This is a genomic window from Candidatus Darwinibacter acetoxidans (genome assembly GCF_041936445.1).
Lineage (GTDB): Bacteria > Bacillota > Limnochordia > Darwinibacteriales > Darwinibacteriaceae > DTU010.
Genome location: NZ_JBHGXH010000150.1, coordinates 1 through 1,240 on the forward strand (window position 1 = coordinate 1; position 1,240 = coordinate 1,240).

The window sequence follows — 1,240 nt, forward strand, 5'->3', positions numbered from 1 at the left end:
GGTCAATAATATAGTCTACCGGGAAACCTTGCGCCGCGAATAGTTCGTGCGGCTCAAGCATCCTCATGCCGATGTCCACGATCTGGTAATCCTCTCCCTCTAACATTTAACTATTTCCGCTATCGCCCTAAATATCGGATAAGCCTGCGCCGGCACAACTGCATCGCCCAGCGCTTTTAGTTTCTCTACCCTGTCCTTTACCCCGGTTGCGATTCTCGGCGGTTCCCAGGGATACTGTGGCCCTGGCCCGGCAGGCCATCTATATCCAGCCAGCCCGGCGGGAGGCCCATCAAAATTTCTACCCATGCCGGATTGAGTTGGCCTTTGCCCTCTTTCGTCCCCCTGGTCGGGTTCCCCTTCCCACCCCATTCGTCCAGACGGCCGGCATTGTTCCCGGTGCATGACGTCGGGGTCGGCCACATTACTGCCGTCTGCAAATTCTCCCCGCCCTGCCGGCCCTGTTTGCCTGGGCCGGTTGAGCAGTTGCTGAGGGGCGTCGGCCAGTTCTTTGCAACCTCGTTTAGCGGTCTGCTGTTCTTGTTTAAAGTTTCTTGAGAAGCATTGCCCGATTTCCAATCCCTCGCGGCAGGCGTCGGCCAGGTTTCGTGTTTCACCTGATCTGTCAGGGTAACCATGCTTTTGCCCGTTTTCCGGCACTCCTCGTAAAACTCTTTTGACTTCGGCCCCTGCATGGCATTGTGCGCTTGCGGAGTGCGCCACGATGAACACCCTTTCCCGCTTGTGTGGCGCACCGACATCACCAGCTCCATAGCACAGCCATCCAACACGATACCCGCTTTGGGCCAAGTCTCGGAGTATTCTTCCAAAGAGTTTCCTTCCGTCTGAAATAGCCTGGGCTGAGAGAAGCCCCCTGACGTTTTCCGCCACAACCCAGCGCGGTCTAATTTCGCAAATGACGCGGAGCATTTCATCCCATAGCCATCTTTCGTCTGTGTCGCCTTTTCTTTGTCCGGCGCAGCTAACCGGTTGACAAGGGAAGCCGCCGCTGAGAAGGGCCAGGGTTCCCGGCTTGATTCCCGTTTTTTGCTCGAAGGTTTCTGCTGTGACATCTTTGACATCCCTCCATCTCGGCACATTGGGCCAGTGATACTCCAGGACCCGGTTGCAATAGTCGTCTATTTCCACCTGACCAACAGTCCGAAAGCCTGCCATTTCCGCGGCCAGATCAAGGCCGCCGATGCCGGAAAATAAGGATAGGTGCGTCATTGCCCCGCCTCCG

1 protein-coding gene is annotated in these 1,240 nt (G+C 56.5%); it reads right to left on the reverse strand.

All coding sequences use genetic code 11. The annotated features are described in order from the left end of the window. Positions 1-99: 99 nt before the first annotated feature. Positions 100-1,227 (reverse strand): DNA cytosine methyltransferase, encoded by a 1,128-nt coding sequence (locus tag ACE4YL_RS05565; RefSeq protein ID WP_461369346.1) that lies wholly within the window; start codon positions 1,225-1,227, stop codon positions 100-102. Positions 1,228-1,240 lie beyond the last annotated feature (13 nt).

Coding starts and splice junctions, on each gene's coding strand:
- ACE4YL_RS05565 (WP_461369346.1), bottom strand. CDS start 1,227: ATGACGCACCTATCCTTATTTTCCGGCATCGGCGGCCTTGATCTGGCC.